This window comes from Thermoflexibacter ruber, from assembly GCF_900113045.1.
GTDB lineage: Bacteria > Bacteroidota > Bacteroidia > Cytophagales > Thermoflexibacteraceae > Thermoflexibacter > Thermoflexibacter ruber.
Genome location: NZ_FONY01000006.1, coordinates 81,593 through 99,582 on the forward strand (window position 1 = coordinate 81,593; position 17,990 = coordinate 99,582).

General features: G+C 37.5%; 13 protein-coding genes. 4 read left to right on the top strand and 9 right to left on the bottom strand.

Annotated elements, in window-relative coordinates:
* Positions 1-38 precede the first annotated feature (38 nt).
* From BM141_RS04850 to BM141_RS04860, 3 genes are all read right to left on the bottom strand, one after another.
* On the bottom strand, positions 39-1,250 hold the full coding sequence (locus BM141_RS04850; protein ID WP_091540986.1) for a class I SAM-dependent methyltransferase: 1,212 nt from the start codon (positions 1,248-1,250) through the stop codon (positions 39-41).
* The gene (locus BM141_RS04855; protein ID WP_091540989.1) at positions 1,241-3,001 is read right to left on the bottom strand and encodes a M61 family metallopeptidase; all 1,761 of its coding nucleotides are present in this window, start codon (positions 2,999-3,001) and stop codon (positions 1,241-1,243) included. Before BM141_RS04855 ends, BM141_RS04850 begins: the two co-directional genes overlap by 10 nt.
* Before the next feature lie 93 nt (positions 3,002-3,094).
* Positions 3,095-4,207, bottom strand: a complete 1,113-nt coding sequence (locus BM141_RS04860; protein WP_091540993.1) for a toll/interleukin-1 receptor domain-containing protein — start codon at positions 4,205-4,207, stop codon at positions 3,095-3,097.
* 171 nt (positions 4,208-4,378) lie between these two features.
* On the opposite strand from BM141_RS04860, the gene BM141_RS04865 reads away from it, so the two are divergent.
* On the top strand, positions 4,379-5,458 hold the full coding sequence (locus BM141_RS04865) for a dipeptidase (protein WP_091540996.1): 1,080 nt from the start codon (positions 4,379-4,381) through the stop codon (positions 5,456-5,458).
* 69 nt (positions 5,459-5,527) lie between these two features.
* Here BM141_RS04865 and BM141_RS04870 read toward each other — a convergent pair whose 3' ends face one another.
* The 5 genes from BM141_RS04870 to BM141_RS04890 all read right to left on the bottom strand — a co-directional run bounded on the left by BM141_RS04870 (position 5,528) and on the right by BM141_RS04890 (position 11,383).
* The gene (locus tag BM141_RS04870) at positions 5,528-6,259 is read right to left on the bottom strand and encodes a DUF4097 family beta strand repeat-containing protein (protein ID WP_091541000.1); all 732 of its coding nucleotides are present in this window, start codon (positions 6,257-6,259) and stop codon (positions 5,528-5,530) included.
* Between the two features lie 145 nt (positions 6,260-6,404).
* Positions 6,405-7,250: a DUF4097 family beta strand repeat-containing protein gene (locus tag BM141_RS04875; protein WP_091541003.1), complete on the bottom strand. Its 846-nt coding sequence runs from the start codon at positions 7,248-7,250 to the stop codon at positions 6,405-6,407.
* Between the two features lie 133 nt (positions 7,251-7,383).
* The gene (locus tag BM141_RS04880; protein ID WP_091541007.1) at positions 7,384-8,262 is read right to left on the bottom strand and encodes a HEAT repeat domain-containing protein; all 879 of its coding nucleotides are present in this window, start codon (positions 8,260-8,262) and stop codon (positions 7,384-7,386) included.
* 70 nt (positions 8,263-8,332) lie between these two features.
* Positions 8,333-8,857, bottom strand: a complete 525-nt coding sequence (locus BM141_RS04885; RefSeq protein ID WP_091541010.1) for an RNA polymerase sigma factor — start codon at positions 8,855-8,857, stop codon at positions 8,333-8,335.
* A 330-nt stretch (positions 8,858-9,187) separates the two neighbouring features.
* Complete coding sequence (locus BM141_RS04890) at positions 9,188-11,383, bottom strand: DUF5916 domain-containing protein (RefSeq protein ID WP_091541013.1); 2,196 nt, start codon at positions 11,381-11,383, stop codon at positions 9,188-9,190.
* 358 nt (positions 11,384-11,741) lie between these two features.
* On the opposite strand from BM141_RS04890, the gene BM141_RS04895 reads away from it, so the two are divergent.
* Positions 11,742-12,587: a type 1 glutamine amidotransferase gene (locus BM141_RS04895; RefSeq protein ID WP_091541017.1), complete on the top strand. Its 846-nt coding sequence runs from the start codon at positions 11,742-11,744 to the stop codon at positions 12,585-12,587.
* 84 nt (positions 12,588-12,671) lie between these two features.
* Here the strand turns inward: BM141_RS04895 and BM141_RS04900 are convergent, their stop codons facing one another.
* A complete protein-coding gene (locus BM141_RS04900) occupies positions 12,672-14,024 on the bottom strand; it encodes a Gfo/Idh/MocA family protein (RefSeq protein ID WP_245763982.1) in 1,353 nt (450 codons plus the stop codon).
* Positions 14,025-14,454: 430 nt separating this feature from the next.
* Here BM141_RS04900 and BM141_RS22780 point away from each other — a divergent pair, with 430 nt between their 5' ends.
* The gene (locus tag BM141_RS22780; RefSeq protein WP_091541020.1) at positions 14,455-15,462 is read left to right on the top strand and encodes a septal ring lytic transglycosylase RlpA family protein; all 1,008 of its coding nucleotides are present in this window, start codon (positions 14,455-14,457) and stop codon (positions 15,460-15,462) included.
* A 47-nt stretch (positions 15,463-15,509) separates the two neighbouring features.
* A complete protein-coding gene (locus BM141_RS04910; protein WP_245763983.1) occupies positions 15,510-17,912 on the top strand; it encodes an alpha-L-rhamnosidase-related protein in 2,403 nt (800 codons plus the stop codon).
* Positions 17,913-17,990: the final 78 nt, after the last annotated feature.

Consider the following 17,990-nt stretch of genomic DNA (forward strand, 5'->3'; position numbering starts at 1 on the left):
CTTGAAAAAATTAAATAAAAAGTATAAATTACTTATAATTAAATAGTTAAATTACTTGAAGCGTTGATTTTCTTACACACTATCACTATTTTTTTTTCTTGATAGTCTGTGGTAGCAAATAAATACATTTCTCCCCCTTCCTTGATGCCTGTTTTCTTGCGGATTTGCTCTACGGTCATGGGGAAATTGCGGACAGCTATATTTGCCTTGTTTTCAGGAAGATAAGCTAATAATTCTTTTTTATCTAATTGGCAAACAGCTTGCACTTCAAATGCTCGTCCTGCAAAATTTTCTACTAAGTGATTAGATGTATATAAATGACTGTGAGTATGTAGCTTGCTTAGCTGAAAGTAATAAGCAATGCTTTTAAAACCTCCTGCTTTGAGTACGGCTACATTTGGCTCGTAGAGGTAAGACTGAGGAAGGCTGTAACGATTTGATAAAGAGCTTTCTACTTCTTTTTCAAAAGAAAAATATTGAGTTTCGTTTTTTGCTAAGTTCACAGTTTCTATCAGTAGTTTTTCATTTGTTATGCCTAAAAGATACAAGACTTCTTTACACTCATTTTCTATGGCTAATACAATGATTTTTTGAACTTTTCCTTGTAAAGACTTCACTGCTAAGTCTATATCCAGCATAGGGGAAGTTTTGACAAGTACGCACTGGGCTTTTTCCAATAAAATCTCTGCGAGTTCGAGCAGATTGGGTTCGCAGTCTTCTAATAAAAATACTTTGCGGTTAGCTCTGTCCCTGCGGGCAGGGTCTAAGTAAATGCAGTCGACTTTTTCTGATAGATTTTGTAAAAAAGTTTCTGCTTGATTTATATGAATGTGCACATTATCAGCTTTTAAAACTTTAAAATTGTGTTGGGCTATACAGGCAAGGACTTCATTTTGTTCTACATAATCTACCTTTGCAAAAGACTTACTCAAAAAATAAGCATCTATGCCAAAACCACCTGTTAAATCTACTAAATATTTCCCTTTCAATAGTTTAGCTTTAAAAAGAGCCGTTTGCTCTGAGGAACACTGCTCCAAAGAAAGCGAGGCAGGATAGACGATATGGGCTGTTTGGTAAAAAGTGGGAAGTTTAGTTTTCGCTTTTTGTCGCCCCGCAATTTGCTGAATCATCAAAGGTAAGGGAATCTGAGGATACAAATTCCCTTTTAATGCCAACTGTTGCACATCTGCATTTTCATTTTTAAGTATAAAATCTTGAATATGAGGCTGTAAAAGTATATCTATATCCACAATGCTAAACTTTTTGCTTGTTCTTCTGATTGTTTTTCCATTAATCTTATCTCATAAATAGGTAGGTATAATTTTCCGTCTGTACTGATTTGTATTTCTCTAATTTTGTTCATTCGCCTAATTTTCAAAGAAATATTTGCTTTTTCTTGCACCAGTTCATTCATTTTATTATTTCCCTCTTGAATAACTCTTTCATTGTCAATTTCTAAAATGCTATCTTTCAAGGAAAGCACACAGTCCGCAGGAGAGTTAGGGGCGATAAGTTCTATAACCAATTCATTGTCTTTTTGGGCTGTGATAAAGCCAAAATGGCTTTCATTCAGATTTTCAGAATAAGACTTAAACAACTCACAACCAACATGTTGTAAGGCTTGATTTAATCTCTGTGCCAAATCACCTATACCAAAAATACACTGTTCAAAGTAGTCTTTCATCTCTCTGCCCGCTACTTGATTGACGATGCTCATGTAATCCTCTGCGCTGTAACCTACTTGCTTTTTTCCAAAACTTTCCCACATTAGTCGCATTACATCGTCCATAGAGCGTTGATTATCTGTATGTTTACGAATTTCCAAATCTAAAATCAGGCAAGCAACAGCCCCTTCTACGTAGATAGAACCCTTGCGATTGGGGATTCCCTTCTCGTAGCCGTCCAGCCAAAGGTCAAAAGAGGAATCAGCCACAGAAAGATTCAAGCGCCCAAAGTTATTAAAATGCCTTTTCAAAAGATTTTTAAGTTCGGTAAAATACTGTTCTCTTGTCCAAACGCCACTCCTTGCCAAAATCCAATCGCCATAAAAAGTCGTAATTCCCTCAATCACAAAACCTGTTTTAAAGTAGTTTTCTTGGGTAAAATCGTAAGGAAGCAATTCTTTAGGTCTGATTTTCACTACATTCCACACGTGAAAAAGCTCATGAGAGGCTACTCCTACTATGTCATTGTAAAAATAAGTCTGCTTAAACATCTCCTCACTACCCAACACGATGACCGTAGAGTTAAAATGCTCTACACCATGATAAAACTTAAATGGGGTAATGATGAAAATAAAGTGATATGTTGGTTCAGGAAAGCCACCGAAAATATCGACTTGTAGTTGTGTAAATGCCTTAAAATCAGTAACTAACTTTTGCCAATCAGGTTCACAATTACCATAAAACCAAATATGAAAAATACTTTCACTGTTAGCCACTTGGTAGCTTTGGTGCTGTAAACTCTGAGCGGCTAAGAGGGGTGCATCTACTACTTGATAAAAACTTTGGGCATGAAGTGTGATTTCTTCAAAAAGTACATCTTCCTTTTTTACTTGCTTACCTACTGTGTATTTTAAGCCACAAGCGATTTGATAACTACTTGGTAATAAAATTTTTACCTCATATCCTTCATTAATTCTCCCTTCTACATACATCAAACAATTTACAAAATTCAGGTAAAAAACTTCCTCATCTAACCAACTTCCTCCTCCATCTAACTGCTGAGCATAGTAGTTGTATTTGACTATTATTTGCTCATGTGTCCCAACGAGTATTTTCCAACGGTCTTTGGTAATTTTCTGAAAAGGAATGACTTGTCCTTCCATATTTTGCACAGAAAACCGTTGAATATTTTTGGCATAGTATTGTAGCTGATACCTTCCTGCTCGCCAAGTAGGAAGTTGGATTTCTATTTCTTCTTGCTTAATATTTTCTATAAGCATTTCAAAATCAATAAAATGCCTGTTGGGGTACTGATAAGAGAGGGTATATTTTATCATGTTTTATTCAGTGCTTGTATCAGTTGCAATTCAACCTAAATCGGATTGCTTAGTAGTTGGTAGTAAAGACTACTTTTGTCATCTGGAATCTAATTAAAATTGAGTATCTTTAAAATACAAACGCTCCGATTTAGCGTATATTTTTTGTTTAGTAATAAAATGTACGACTAAATCCGTATTAGGGTCTGGAAGTACATATTTCTTCTGCTCCTTCTGGTAAATAATGAGAGGAATAGTCAGATGAGTTCCTTTAAGGCATTTGAGCGTTGGGGTCAATGTAAAAAGATAGTGAGCATTTATCTCTTCCTTAGGCAAATCTATGGCAAAAATAGGACTATCTGCTTGGGTAGAATCAGCAATTAGTTCCAGCGAGCTTGCTTTCTGCTCATAAGCAGGATAGTTATTGCGAATAGCCTCTATTTTAATAAATTCTATGTCTAAATCTTGGCTTGTGTCATTAAATAAAATAAATTTACTTACGAGCAGGTCTTTATAAACAGTTTGCAAAAAATTTTCATTTTTTTCTGATTTCACATCAACCAGTTTGAAATTGTAAAAATCGGGGTGATTTGTATCTATTGAGTCTTGAGGAAGACCATTATTTTCTTTCAAGCTACTTGTTGGTGGTATATCTTTTACATCTACTTGATTTCCGTCAGCTTGTATAAACAGAAAAAGTACGATTGCACTAAACGCAAAGAATGAAGAGGCTATCCAAGTTTTGCGTTTAAGCCATATTGAGGGCAGATTAATGGAGAGTGTTTGGCTCTCGAAGGTAATTTCAGGAAATGCAGGCTCTGATTTTTGCCTTATTCTATCTGCTATTTCATTGGCAATAGCTTGTGGGCTTTTATTCTCAGTAGCCACTACCCTGATAGAAGAAATCAGGCTGAACATCGCATTATTTTTAATGTAATCGTAGTTGATAAGATAAGTAACAGGAATAATTAGATGATTAGGACGATTATGGCTAGCACTATGAAATTCTTTCTCATGCCAGAACCTTCCATAATTGGGGCTAATAATAGGTAAGAAATAAAGACAATCAGGCAAGGCTTTGCTCACCTCAGCGTGTATGTCTGCTCCTATAGGTACATCTTTGGCACTGCACCACACCTTTAGCCCTTCAGCTTGCAAGGCATCGCAGAGTTCTAAGGCAAAGGATTTGTCCTCATCTGCAAAGCTAATGAAAATATCATTTTTCATAGTAATAGAAAAAATTTAAAATAGGGGTTTACCGAGCTTGTCAGTGAAAGAAAAATATGGTTGTCTTACAATTTAGACTTCTCAAAAATACAAAAAAAAAGCAATATTTAATAAAAATTTTTTAAACCTTTGAAATAAGATTAAAATACTAAGCGCAATAAGATTACTTAAATGACGAAAAAACTCATTTTTGATGCACATTTAGACCTCTCAATGAATGCCTTAGAATGGAATAGAGATTTGACACAAGACATTCAAAACATTCGCCAAAGAGAGCAGCACCTCACTGACAAGCCCGATAGGGGCAAAGGACTTATCAGTTTAGCAGAAATGCGAAAAGGCAAAATAGGTGTCTGTGTAGCCACACAAATAGCTCGTTATGTAACTCCAGAAAGTTCTCTGAGCGGTTGGAACTCACAGGCACAAGCCTGGGCGCAGACCCAAGGGCAGTTAGCATGGTATGAAACTATGGAAGAGCAAGGTGAGATGATACAAATACGAGATAGAGAAACGCTAAAGAAGCATATAAATTTGTGGGAAAATGCAAAAAGTACTGAAAAACTACCTATTGGCTATATTTTGAGTTTGGAAGGGGCTGACTCTTTGGTTAAGATTTCTTACTTAGAAAAAGCCTATCTGAAAGGGTTGAGAGCGGTAGGTTTAGCCCATTATGGTAAAGGAGTGTATGCCTACGGGACTGATTCTGACGGAGGTATAGGACAAAAAGGTAAAGATTTGCTTAAAGAAATGGAGAGGCTCAATATTATTTTAGATGCTACTCATCTTTCTGATATAAGTTTTAGAGAGGCAATGGACAATTTTCAGGGAGCAGTTTGGGCAAGCCATCACTTATGCCGAAGCATTACGCCACACAACCGACAGTTTTCTGATGAGCAAATCAAAGAACTTATACAAAGACAAGCGGTTATTGGGATGGCTTTTGACGCATGGATGATGATTCCTAATTGGGTGAGAGGCAGAAGCACTCCTGAAAATACAGGCTTGAAATTAGAACATATCGTTCCTCATATAGATACGATATGTCAAATTGCAGGAAATAGCTTGCATGTGGGGATTGGCTCGGATTTAGATGGTGCTTTTGGAAAAGAGCAATGCCCACAGGATTTAGAAACGATAGCAGATTTACAAAAGTTGGAACTCATTTTGAAAAACAAGGGCTATACAGACCAAGATGTAGAAAATATTTTCTATAAAAATTTCTTGCGATTTTTAGAAAGGGTTTGGATATGAGGAATTATTTTGCTCAAAAACTAAAAAGCGAATGTTATCTTTTAAGAGAAACATTCGCTTTTTATTTCACTAATTTTCCTTTCTCAGGTACACATTCCCACTAATAGATTCTAAATGAATAGGAACGCCACCGCCATTGATTTTGCCTTTGAGTTGGTAGCCTACGGGAGAGTTTTTCTTTTTGTTTTCTATGGCTACATCAAAATTGGAAAAAACATCGCCTGAAATAGTTTTCATTTCTAAATCTGCCCCTTTGTTATTTTTCCATGTGAGGTCGACAAAGCCAGAGATGGTTTTAGCAAAAAGTTTTCCTGCAAAACCTTGAATTTCCATATTGCCCGAGATGCTCTCTATCCGCAAATCTGCTTTATCGGGTAATTTGATTTCAAAATAAATGTCTGAGCAAATCATGTTTCCGTTGTTCCAATGTGTGCCTTTGCCATTAACAGCGTAAGACTTTCCATTTTTATCAATGTACTGAACATAATCTTTGCAGTCCGCTGCATTTCCTTGTTTTATCATTTCCTTGTCAAAATCAGTAACTATTTCCAGTTCACCTCCCTCTTTGTCGACTTTCATGGTGAAAGCATCGTTAAGTCTGCCATTGTTGATAAGAATGACAGCTTTGATTTGGATTTCATCTCTATCCCAAGAGGTTACTCGGATAGAATCTGCAAATTTAAGGTTCAAGTTTACCTTGCTACTCTCGGGGAGTTTGTAAGTTTCATTGACAATCTTTTGTCCTAAAATGAGGCTACACGCCTTGATAAATAAGAGTGAAAATAAAATAAGCTTTTTCATACGTTTAAGTTTTTATAAATAATTAGAAATTTGACAATCAGGAATGTGGAATATTTGTTTAATGTGGAATTTGAAATTTGTATCTTAGTCATTTTTAATTCCTTATTCCAGATTTCTCATTCTGTATTTCATTCCAGATTTGTATTTATTTTTTCCTGATATACACATTCCCGCTGATGGATTCCAGACGCATCTCTACTCCTCCGCCATTGAGCGTCCCTTTTGCCTCATAACTACCATGCTTCCATGAGGTCATTCCTTTGGACTTCTCATCGTTCTTTTTTTCTGTTTGAATATCCAAGTCAGTATAAACATCACCAGAAATAGATTTGGTTTTGATATTGGCTTTGGTATCTGAGGGCAGAGTTACATCTACTTCTCCGCTGATGTTGGTAATAGAAGTAGGCTTGTCAGGGTTCACCTTGCCGAAGACTACATCTATGCTTCCGCTTGTGCTGTGGGCAACTAATGAGCCGTTTAGGTTGCGGACAACGATGTCTGCTGTTTTGGACTGTACCTCTACGTTGCCTTCAATATCGCTTATTTTAAAATCGCCTCCTCCATGAAAAGACATTTCCTCCACTAACAAAGACACATTTTTTGGAACTTTGATTTTAAAATCGCCATCTCTTTTATTGACTTTGGTAACTTTGATAGTGCTTCCTTCGCTGACTACTTCCAAGCCAATTCCTGTGTTGTCTGTCCCATTGGCGTAGAGAGATTTTAAGCCTTTTGCCCTTTCTGGGGTAGCTTCTGCTCTGTCTGTGGTGATTATCAACTCATCACCATTGTAGCCTTCTATGCTCAGGCTTGCTTTGTCCAAGTAGATTTCTAAGCGTCTGTCTTTGGCGGAGCCTCCAAATTTGACCTTATACTCGCCAGAACGCCCACTGCGAGAGCTACTTACGCTACCTCCTACTGAAACATTTTGAGCATATAATCCCTGCACCCAAAAAACTGCACACACTAAAATTAAAATTGCCTTTTTCATTGTTTTTAAAAATTTAAGTAATTGAAAGTTAAGTTTTTATAATTATTAATCTGAAATCTGAAAATTTGTAATCTGGAATATTTTTAACTTAGAATTTATACTTTACTATTATTTCTCATTCCAGATTCTACATTCATAATTTGTAAAGTTCTCCCACTCCTTCTGCCGCTTTAAATTTCACGATGTCGGGGAGTTGTTTGTTTTCCATGAGCTTTTGTATCTCGTTTACGGCTTCTTTTTCCTTCAGACGCACCAAGGTTTCTATCAAGGCTATTTGCAAGTTTGGTTCAGTTTGCAAGCGCAAAGATTTGGTCATGGCTTGGCGCACCTCTTTTTTATCGCCAAAGTAGTAAAGTGCATTGATGGCTTCCAGCCTTACGTTAATGCTTTTGTCGTAATTCATTACATTGACCAAAGCGTCAATCGTTTCTTTATCAGCATCTTCCATTTCATATACATAGCTAACTGCCTTGATTCTATCGCTTGCCGATGCTTGTTTGAGCATGTTGAGCATGACCAAGTTTTTAGTATTTGCAATTTCTTGTTTTAAAAGAGCAATTGCTTCGCTGTTTTGCTCTGTAACTGACTGTCTGCCAAAGAAAAAGGTGGCAATTAACAAGGCAATAGAAGCGGCAATTCGCAGAAGACTTGCTTTACGAGTGAAAACACTCGCAAAGGTGAAAGTTTTTGCTTTTTGCAGGTCAGACGTTCCATCAACCCTATCCACTTTGCCATTGTCAGTGTCCTCACTGATAATTTCCATAAACGACTTGGAAAGCCGCTCTACTGCTTTTTCCTTTTCCAAAAAAGCATAAAAATTATCGTCTAATGCCTTTGGTGTAGGGACAAGTGGCTGATTTTGAAAAGTTTGGAAAAGTATTTTCAGTTCCTCATATTCTTGCTGACAATCGGGACAGTTTGCCAAACCTTCTTCTACTTCTTTCTGAAGTTCAGTAGGGAGGTTGTTGTCTATCAAGTCTATCAGATGTATTTTTATCTCTTCGCAGTTCATGATTTTATTGTTAAATTATTGAATTGCTTTATTGTTCTTTTTTATGTATTTGATTTTTATTCCAGATTCCTTATTCCAGATTCTGTATTAATTCTTTTAATTTCTGTATTGCCCTGTGTGCTTTGACTTTGACGTTGGCAACGGAAAGTCCTAACATCTGCCCAATTTCCTCGTATTTTAATTCCTCAAACCTGCTCAAAATCAAGATTTCCCTTTGGTCATCTGGCAGTTTTTTCAATGCGTTGTGAAGTAACTGTTCTCTTTCATGTTGCATCATGGGTTCAGTTTCTGTGTCGTGTTTTTGTCGTGCCGATTTCAAGTCTATCATCTTTGTTTGGTTCTCTTTATAGCTGTCTTTCAATATATTCCGAGCAATCTGGTAAATCCAAGCCTTAAAAGGTTGCCCTTCGTGATAAGATTGACGGTATTTCAACATTCGGTAAAAAGTGTTTTGCGTCATATCTTGACTTTGCGCCTCGTCCCCACAGAATTTGAGAAAAAAGTTGAACAGACGAATTTTGTATCGCTCAAAAAGAATCGCCGCCTTGTCCAAATCTCCCGCTTTTACGGACTGCATTGCCTGTTCGTCAGTCATTTACTTTCGAAATTGTTTATTGTTTTATTGTTCTTTTTATTTCTCTTTCCAGATTTCAGATTTCCAGATTTTGTATTTGATTTTGTATTTTGATGCTATGGTTACAAAGGTTTTTGAGAAAGGTTACAAAGGATAGGAAATTTTTTTTTTAAATCTAAAAGTTTTTGCAACTTATTAAGAATAGCGAAAAGCCATTTTGTTCTGGAAAATCCAAATGGGAGGATTAGACTCCAAAACATGATGGCTTTTGGGGGATTTCAATAAAAAGTAGAATACTAAGGTTTTATATATTTGAAAATTACTAACTTATCTATTTGTTTGTAATCTTCTTTATACATTCCACCAATAAGTAAACTTAAACACCAAAGCCCTGTTTCTTACTTTAAAAGAATCTGAATAATAGTTGTCTGTATAGACGATAAATAAATCAGATGCAGGGCTATATCTCCACTGCAATCGCATATTCATATTTACGTTTTGGATTTGATTATTGTATTGCAAGAAGTTGGTGAAAAATAGCTTATTCGTCAAAGTAATGTCCAAGCGAGTCCCTACTAACCAAATGTCATAACTTTGATTTTTAAGCCTTTCTGGTAATACTTCTGCATCATGGAAGTCTATGCGATTGTAGTTCCAAGTAAGTGAAAGAGCTGCATAAGGCTGTATGCGATAGCCCACTTCACCATTGAGGCGCAAACGCTTCCCATCTGCATAAAAACCCCCATAACGACCTGACAGCGAGTAGGTAAGTAATGTTTGGGGTTTAGAATTATAATCGAAGCCGTAAGAATGCCAAAAATGCCTCGTTCCTGTGGCTAAGGTATCCCCCACAAAATTGGTAGGGTCAAAAGGACGCAGGAGTTTTACGTAGTTTGTTGCCGTCCAAACTACCAGTTCGCTCCTATTGTAAAAGTTAATTCTATACAGTATAGGTAGCTCATTTTCAGTTTGTTGCATATTTTTGTCAAAATAAAAACTTAAAAAGGTACTCGGTCCGTGGCTAAGTACTGCTCCTTTTCTCTTAGGGAAAAATAAATGTCCTATGGTAGGGTAAAATCCATGATAGTTCAAACGAGGGACGAAACCTACTTCTGCGTTATAGTTCTGCCCAACGTATTCGTACTGAACTCTATAATTCCAACGGCGAGAGTTGTGTTGGATATGCCCTGCTATAGTTTGGTCATTGCCATTGCTGTTGGGGCTAAGGGATTGGAGAAAAAGCAACTTTCCCGTCCAAATATTATTAGAAGAAGCAAGGTTATACTCAAAGCCAAAGTTTCGGTTATAACGTGTAAGCGAGGTATTATTTTTAACTGCATTTTCGTAGTCAAAGGTTTCTTTATTGATAAATATTGCCGAGATATTTGAGCGTGAAAAAACTTGCCTTTGCAAGGCTAAAATACCAAAATTTTGTGCAGGCGTACCTTTATTATTATCTCCTGTTTGCATATTCATCACCCCTATTCGCCAGTTTTTATCTATCTTTCCGCTTAATCTCGCTCCAAAGTGGATAGGAGCATTCAAACCAATTCTTCGGGAAAAGAAAGGTCTAATGGTTTGATAACCAAAATTGGCAAAGAGGTCTGCATTTTCTAAGAAGAATTGGCGGCGTTCAGGGAAAAAAAGCTCAAAACGGTCAAGGTTAATCTGCTGTCTATCTACTTCCACCTGCGAAAAATCAGGATTGATAGTCAAATCCAAGTTTAAAGAAGAAGTTACGGCTACTTTTGCGTCCATACCTGCTTGCAAAGCGTAAACTGCCTCAGCATTTTTCTCATGATTCTTGTTCAGACTGCTTGCTACGTATGGGATCAAAGAAATATTGGTGCCTACTCTGGGCGGTGCTTCGTCCCAAAGGAGAATGCCTGTATAGGCAAGTGAGGCGGTAGGGAACTGTCGGGGGACGGGCGCCCAAGCTGATTTTTCTGTAGTTTTCATATCCAAACGGCTAAAATTTACTCCCCAGCGTTTGATGCCTTCTTTGTAACGTATGCTCTTGAAGGGAACTTTCATCTCAAATACCCATTGGTCGTCCTCACTTTTTACTACGGATTCCCATTTGTTATCCCAGTTGAGATTGACCGAACCGCCGTCAAACATTTGCCCGTCCCACTGTGCCCCCATCGCATTTGCTCCAAAGGTAAAACCATTGATTTGGTCATCAAAAGGGTCTAAAAAGAGCAAAAAGTTGTCGTTTCTCCCAAAAGAAAAATCCCTACGCAAGGACTCGACCATGTAATCACCTTCCAATTTATCATAATTTACAGCTAATAAATAAAAACTCTCATTGTCATAAAGCATTCTTACTTCTGTGCGTACGCTTGACTTGCTCGTATCCATAGGCAAAACCATAAAAAAATCGGTGGCAAGCTCTGCTTCGTTCCATGCAGACTCATCTCCTATACCGTCAATTTTGATAGGAGCGGTTGCCCGATGAATGTGGTATTGGTAGCTTTCATTTTTCTTTTGTGCAAAAATGATAATTGGAAAAAATAACAAAAAATACAAAATGGCTGTTGGTTTCATGAATTGGTTTGCGATATAATAAAACGAAGTCACTAAGTAAAAAACGCATGTTTTGTACTTTTGTAAAGTTAATAACTAATAGGTTGGCTTATGTTTTTAAGATTTTGTAGTTTGGCTTTAGAGCAAGAAGTTCAGATAGAATTAAGTGCAAGCATAATAAAATAAAAACACAAGGCAAAATTACTTAATTTTTTTACTTTTTATCCAAAAAAACAGATTCTTGCAGAACATTTTATCTTGAGAGCTTGTTAAACCTAATTAATGTTTTCAATCTTAAGCCTAAGTTGCTCAAAAGGCTTAGGAAGTTTTCAATTTATTATTTTTTTCTTATTTTTATCAGTACCAAACAAAGGACAATATGAGCGAGAATCACATCAAAGTAGCGGTGTTGGATTTGTATGACAATGTGCCTAACCAAGGAATGAGATGTATCAAAGAAATCGTAGAGGCACATAGTGGAAAGACCTTAGACCAAACCCTTTCTTATCATATCTACGAAACCCGCTATAAAAACGAACTGCCTCACAAAGACGAATACGATATATACATTTCTACAGGCGGCCCAGGTAGTCCTTATGATGGGGAAGGCAAGGCGTGGGAAAGGAACTACTTTGACCTAATAGAGGACTTATGGAATCACAATCAACGCAATTATGAAAAGAAAAAATACGTTTTCTTTATTTGCCATTCCTTTCAGATGATGTGCAGACTCTTTCAGTTAGCAGAAGTAACTAAAAGAAAATCAACATCATTCGGTATATTTCCTGTGCATAAGGTAAACAGTGGCTTGGAAGATGCTATTCTTGGGAGTTTGCCAGAGCCTTATTATGCAGTAGACTCCAGAGATTGGCAAGTTATACAGCCCAATCATCACGCTATCAACGATTTAGGAGCAGAGATAATTTCCATAGAAAAAGAAAGACCCCATGTAAATTTGGAAAGAGCTATTATGTCTATACGTCTTTCTGACGAATTTTTTGGTACACAATATCACCCTGAGGCAGACCCAATAGGCATGACTATGTATTTCCAACAAGAGGAAAAAAGAAAGCAAATTATTGAAAATCACGGAGAGGAAAAATACAACAATATGATAGAGCATCTGAATGACCCCGACAAAATTCTGATGACTTATAGCACAGTGATTCCTAACTTTTTGAGTAATGCTATCTATGCACTTAAAGGCGAAGAAGTGCTTTATTGAGTTATTTCAACAAGAGTTTTTACCACAAGTTCCCAATTTATGTTCTTGTGGTAAAAAACTATGTGTAGAAGACAGAATAGGTAGTTAAACACTCGGCAATCCCCAAGGCTTGCGGTAAGTTCTTTTGGTCATGGCTTGGGCTTCTGGGTCTTTGAGGAATGTATTAGTAGTTGTGTCCCAATAAACTTTTCTGCCTAAGCGATAAGCAATATTTCCTAAGTGTGCATTGATAGCTACATTCGCTCCTATTTCTATATCACAAATAGGTTTTTGGCGTGTTTTGATACACTGCACAAAGTTAGCGGCGTGCAAATCTCGGTCATCTGCTCCTGCTCTTTGGTAAGGCATCGCTTCCAACTTATATTTTCTCATGTGTGCAGGGCTGTTGTTGTCTATTTCTGGAAAGACCTCCCATCCATTTCTGTCGACCACTAAATAGCCATTTTCTCCATAAAAAGCTACACCATGATGCTTGTCGAAAAGCCCCTTGAATGAACCAAAAGTATGCTCCCAACTTATCAAGAAGTTGTCGAACTCATAAATCGTCATCATGGTATCAGGCGTTTCCATCATGTCGGTAGGATAGGCAAATTTGCCACCAGAAGCGACTACCGATTTAGGAGTTTTTACGTTCATAGCTCCAAATGCAATGTCAAGCAAGTGTACGCCCCAGTCTGTCATTAGTCCGCCTGCATAATCCCAGAAAAACCTGAAAGTCCCATGAAAGCGGTATTTGTGAAAAGGCTTGAGAGGGGCAGGACCTAACCACATATCGTAGTTTACGCCTGTGGGTATAGCTTCCTCAGATAGGGGGGGGAGCTCACCTCTGTTCCCATTAGAAATCCAAGTTTTTATATTGCGGATTCGCCCTAATTTTCCTGATTGTATATAGTCCATGACCGTTTGCCAGTGAATCCCACTGCGTTGTTGCTGTCCTACTTGTACTACTCTGTTATACCTTTTTGTAGCTTTGACCATAGCTAAGGCTTCCTCAATAGTAACGGAGATAGGTTTTTCTACATATACGTCTTTCCCAGCACTGCACGCGTCTATCATCTGTATAGCGTGCCAATGGTCAGGAGTTCCTATAAGTACAGCATCTATGTCCTTGTTTTCCAATAGTTTGCGATAATCTTCGTAAAGTTGTACTTTCTTTCCTGTGAGTTTTTCAAAATCTGTAGCTTTTTGATTCAGTACATTGGCATCTACATCGCAGAAAGCTACACACGATACATCAGCTAACTTATTGTGGGACATCAGATTAGCCCATCCTATATTCCTACAACCAATGACTGCTATTTGTACCTTATCATTGGGCGAAACCCTTTTGTAATTGGCAAAACTCTCTGCTAAGGGTAGATTGACCAAGCCAATTGTAGCGGCTAACTTAGAAGAATCAAACAAAAACTTGCGTCTTGAAATTGCTTTCATTTTCATATTTTTATCACTTTATGGATTAGACAAAAACAACTACCAAAATTTACTTTAAAGTTCTTATACTCAATAAAAATGGGTTTTGGTTTTAGGAATATGAAAGTTCCAAGAAATTAGCCTGTCAAATTCCTGCTCATATTGGGTAATTAAGCCTCTTTTTTTTTTTAAGAATCATTATAATTTTTCCAATTTGAAAGTTTATAACGATATTTGACTGGGCTTTTTGACATTTGTTTCATGTAATTTATGCTTTGGTAAAACAAAATTATATAAAAAGCCCTTTTTCACTAAATCAAACGTTGCAACAAAGCCGCAGAAAAATACAAACTTTTTCTTAATTTTGCAAGTACCTAAATAGTTACAAAAGTAAAAGAAAAACAACCATAAAGAAGTCCAGAGGAGAGCGTATTATTTTTTACTAAAATCATTGCCAATGATAAAAAAACAGACTTTTATATTTTTACCCCTTTCATTTTTATTCGTAAGTGCTGATAATCTTGACCAACCCTACAATCTTGTGGGTTACAAACAAGAAGGCAATGCGTCTTATTATGCAGAGAAGTTTCACGGTAGAAAGACAGCAAGCGGAGAGTTTTATGATATGAATGAACTGACCGCCGCTCATCCGCGTATTCGTTTTAATACTAAAATCAAGGTAACTAATCTTAATAACAACAAGACTGTTATTGTAAGAATCAATGACAGAGGACCTTACACGGGAGGACGCATCATTGACCTTTCACAAGCAGCTGCTAAAAAGTTGGATATGATAAAAGCAGGGGTAGTGCCTGTAAAAACAGAGGTAATAGCTACGGCAGAACAGCCTATTTTAGTAAAAAAAGAAGAAAAACCAGTAGAAACAGTAAGAAAGACAGAAGAAAGACAACCTTCAACCAAGAAAAAAACGAAAATTGGTCGTTTGTTAGATAGAGTTTTTAACAATAAAAAACAAGAGCCTCAAAAGCAGGAAAAACCCAAGCAAGAGGAAAGCAAAAAAGATACTAAACCAGTAGAACAACAAGTCCCCGTCCAGCAAGAGGAAAAGCCTGTTTCTTCGGAAAATAATAAGAATGTTTCAAGCAATACTTCTGAGAAAAGCAAAGGAGGAGTATTAGACAAACCTGAAAAGCAGGTGAAACCAAAAACTAACGAAGAGAAGTTTGCTGGAGTAAGTACTTATAGTATTTGGGGAACGGTCAAATATCCTAATGGTTTTGGGGTGCAGATAGGTTCGTTTACGGTTTTAGATATTGCTTTAGAAAAAGCCAAAGGAGTGTATGAAAAAGGATACAACGATGTATTTATTCAGACAGGATGGGCGGGGGAGAGGCGAGTATATCGCATTCTGGTTGGGGAAGGTTCAAGCGAAACAGTGGCAACCCTCATTCCAAAGTTAAGGGCATCGGGCTATGCTGGAGGCTTCGTAAAACAACATTATTGATTTTTCTCTCTAAATGTCAAACTTCTATCATCAAACACCTAAGCAATATGAAAATGAAAAGATTTTGTTATTTATTTTGTTTGGCATGTTTTAGCCTCTACCAAAGTACTGCTGCACAAGTACTCATGCAAGAAATAAATCCTGAGTTATTCCGTTCTCTTTGGTCTGCCCATTGGATAGCTCCACCCAATACCTCTTTGAAGGAGTACGGGGTTTTTCACTTTCGCAAAGCTTTTTCTTTGGAGAGTAAACCTGACAAATTTATCATTCATGTTTCTGCGGATAATCGCTATCGCTTGTTTGTCAATGGGAAATCTGTGGGTGTTGGACCTGCCAGAGGTGACTTAGCTCATTGGAACTTTGAAACTTTAGATATAGCTAAGGAGTTGGTAGTGGGGAAAAATGTCATTGCCGCCGTAGTCTGGAATTTTGGTGAATATATACCCTTTGCCCAAATTACCAACAAAACCGCTCTTATCGTACAGGGAAATTCGGAAGTTGAGAAAGTAGTGAATACAAATAATTCTTGGAAAGTAATTCAAAATCACGCCTATAGCCCTATTGGTGATTTTAGCTATCTGCGCACTTTTATCGTAGTGGGTTGTGGGGACGAAGTCAAGGGGAAGAAATTCATTTGGGGATGGCAAACCACAGATTTTAATGATGAAAATTGGACAAAAGCAAGACAGTTAGAGAGAGGCGTTCCCAGAGGAGTAGGTTCAGGTGCGGAGTGGCATTTAGTCCCAAGAACTATTCCTTTGTTAGAAGAAAAACAAGAACGTATAAAGAAAATTGCAAGGGCAGAGGAAGTGAATATCAATGACAACTTCTTGAACGGCAAGGCGGTAACTATTCCCGCTAACAGCAAAGTAAGTTTGTTGTTAGACCAAACTTTCCTCACCAATGCTTATCCTCATCTCTTAGTAAGTGGAGGAAAAGAGGCACAAATCAAACTCACCTATGCAGAGGCTCTTTTTGATGCAAATGACCAAAAGGGCAATCGCAATGAAATAGCAAGGAAATCTATCAAGGGGACTTATGATATTTTTCACTTGGAAGGTGGGGAAAATAGGCTTTACACTACGCTCTGGTTCCGAACCTATCGCTATGTCCAAATGGAAATAGAAACCAAAGCACAGCCTTTGATTATCAATGATTTTTATGGAGTTTTTACTGCTTATCCTTTTCAAGAAAAAGCAAGTTTTTCCAGTAATGATGCTTCTTTAAAAGAAATATGGAATGTAGGCTGGAGGACAGCAAGACTATGCGCCGCAGAAACCTATTTCGACTGCCCTTACTATGAGCAGCTACAGTATGTAGGCGATACGCGTATCCAAGCCCTTATTTCTTTGTATGTGAGTGGAGATGATAGGCTAATGAAAAAAGCAATTACCGATTTTGATAACTCGAGAGTGTACGAAGGGCTTACTCAAAGCCGCTATCCAAGTGTAGTTCAGCAAATTATACCGCCATTTTCGCTTTTCTGGACAAATATGGTCTATGACTACTTCATGCACCGAAAAGATGATGACTTTGTAAAATCTCAATTACAAGGTATTGAAAATGTGTTAAATTGGTACGAAAATCATCTTGACAGGGAAAAAAATATGTTAGGAAAAATGGAGTGGTGGAACTTTGTCGATTGGGCAAAAGAATGGCCTTGGAATATCAATAAGAGCATAGGAGGCGTTCCACAAGGCACGCTTGACGGCAATTCTTCTATTTTGACTTTTCAGTATGCCTATTCCCTAAATTTGGCAGCACAGGTCTTTGATTATTATGGAAAAACAGCTCAAGCACAACATTATAAGCAACTTGCTGAGAAAATTGCTAAAAGCACTTTTGAACTTTGCTTAGACAAGGAAAAAGGAATCATAGGAGATACACCTGAAAAACAAGCCTTCAGCCAACATGCTATTATCATGGGTGTATTGAGCGGCGGAATACCTGCCGAACAACAAAAAGCATTTTTGGAGAAAGTATTGAAAAGCAATGACTTAATTGAAATAACTTTTTACTTTCGTTTTTACCTGACCCAAGCACTCAAAAAGGCAGGCATGAGCGAATTGTACTACTCCAATCTAACTCCTTGGCGTGAGATGCTTAAAATAGGACTTACTACCTTTGCAGAGAAGCCAGAGCCGACTCGCTCTGATTGCCATGCTTGGTCATCGAGTCCTAACTATGACTTTTTAGCGACTATTTGTGGCATCATGCCCGAGAAGGCAGGATTTGAGCGTGTATTGGTACAACCTGCTCTTGGAGAGTTGAAAAATATAGAAGCCCGAATGCCGCACCCCAAAGGAGAAATCAACCTTAAACTCAGTAGGGTAGGGGAGAAGGGCGTAACAGGAGAGATTAGCTTGCCTCCTAATACCACAGGTAGGTTCATTTGGAAAGAAAAAATCATCAACTTGAATGTAGGGGTGAACAAAGTGGAGGTGAAATAAAACTTTAAGTTTAAAGGATAAATAATAAGCAAACCTTTCTAAAAAGATTTTAAGACGTTTCAGGTTTTTAAAACCTGA

Coding starts and splice junctions, on each gene's coding strand:
- BM141_RS04870 (WP_091541000.1), bottom strand. CDS start 6,259: ATGAAAAAGCTTATTTTATTTTCACTCTTATTTATCAAGGCGTGTAGC.
- BM141_RS04895 (WP_091541017.1), top strand. CDS start 11,742: ATGAGCGAGAATCACATCAAAGTAGCGGTGTTGGATTTGTATGACAAT.
- BM141_RS04900 (WP_245763982.1), bottom strand. CDS start 14,024: ATGAAAATGAAAGCAATTTCAAGACGCAAGTTTTTGTTTGATTCTTCT.
- BM141_RS04910 (WP_245763983.1), top strand. CDS start 15,510: ATGAAAATGAAAAGATTTTGTTATTTATTTTGTTTGGCATGTTTTAGC.
- BM141_RS04890 (WP_091541013.1), bottom strand. CDS start 11,383: ATGAAACCAACAGCCATTTTGTATTTTTTGTTATTTTTTCCAATTATC.
- BM141_RS04855 (WP_091540989.1), bottom strand. CDS start 3,001: ATGATAAAATATACCCTCTCTTATCAGTACCCCAACAGGCATTTTATT.
- BM141_RS04880 (WP_091541007.1), bottom strand. CDS start 8,262: ATGAACTGCGAAGAGATAAAAATACATCTGATAGACTTGATAGACAAC.
- BM141_RS04865 (WP_091540996.1), top strand. CDS start 4,379: ATGACGAAAAAACTCATTTTTGATGCACATTTAGACCTCTCAATGAAT.
- BM141_RS22780 (WP_091541020.1), top strand. CDS start 14,455: ATGATAAAAAAACAGACTTTTATATTTTTACCCCTTTCATTTTTATTC.
- BM141_RS04860 (WP_091540993.1), bottom strand. CDS start 4,207: ATGAAAAATGATATTTTCATTAGCTTTGCAGATGAGGACAAATCCTTT.
- BM141_RS04875 (WP_091541003.1), bottom strand. CDS start 7,250: ATGAAAAAGGCAATTTTAATTTTAGTGTGTGCAGTTTTTTGGGTGCAG.
- BM141_RS04885 (WP_091541010.1), bottom strand. CDS start 8,857: ATGACTGACGAACAGGCAATGCAGTCCGTAAAAGCGGGAGATTTGGAC.